We start from the raw sequence: 1,012 nt of genomic DNA on the forward strand, positions 1-1,012 counted from the left end.
CGGTGAGCCGATTCTCGAGGTGCGGAATCTGGTGAAGCATTTTCCTCTGACGCAGGGGGTGGTGTTCAAGCGGCAGGTGGGTGCGGTGCGGGCGGTGGACGATGTGTCGTTCACGCTGCATCAGGGGGAGACGCTGGGGATCGTCGGTGAGTCGGGGTGCGGCAAGTCGACGGTGGCGAAGTTGCTGATGAATCTGGAGCGGCCCACGTCGGGGCGGATCCTGTACAAGGGTGAGGACATCACCCGGTTGTCGGGCCGGGCGTTGAAGGCGGTGCGGCGGAACATCCAGATGGTGTTCCAGGATCCGTACACGTCGTTGAATCCGCGGATGACGGTGGGTGACATCATTGCGGAGCCGTTCGAGATCCATCCGGAGGTGGCTCCGAAGGGGGACCGGCGGCGGCGGGTTCAGGAGCTGCTGGATGTGGTGGGGCTGAATCCGGAGTACGTCAACCGGTATCCGCACCAGTTCTCCGGTGGTCAGCGGCAGCGGATCGGGATCGCGCGGGGGCTGGCGCTGAATCCGGAGGTGATCATCTGCGACGAGCCGGTGTCGGCGCTGGATGTGTCGGTGCAGGCGCAGGTGGTGAACCTGATGGAGCGGTTGCAGGACGAGTTCGACCTGTCGTACATCTTCATCGCGCACGACCTGTCGATCGTGCGGCACATCTCGGACCGGGTGGGTGTGATGTACCTGGGGAAGATGGCCGAGGTCGGGTCGGATGTGGAGATCTACGACCATCCGACGCATCCGTACACGCAGGCGTTGCTGTCGGCGGTGCCGCAGCCGGATCCGGAGGTGCGGGAGCGGCGGGAGCGGATCATCCTGTCGGGAGATGTGCCCTCGCCGGCGGATCCGCCGTCGGGGTGCCGGTTCCGTACCCGGTGCTGGAAGGCGCAGGAGCGGTGTGCGCAGGAGGTGCCGCTGCTGGCGGTGCCCGAGCGGTTCGCCGGCCGGGACACCCCCGCCGCCCACCCCTCCGCCTGCCACTTCGCCGAAGAACGCGACGTG

1 protein-coding gene is annotated in these 1,012 nt (G+C 66.7%); it reads left to right on the top strand.

Features of this window, described 5'->3' with window-relative positions; translation table 11 throughout:
* A partial coding sequence (locus tag ACFSJS_RS27885) for an ABC transporter ATP-binding protein (protein WP_380905279.1) occupies positions 1-1,012 on the top strand: 1,012 nt, incomplete at both ends.

Source organism: Streptomyces desertarenae (genome assembly GCF_042681365.1).
GTDB classification, from domain to species: Bacteria; Actinomycetota; Actinomycetes; order Streptomycetales; family Streptomycetaceae; genus Streptomyces; species Streptomyces desertarenae.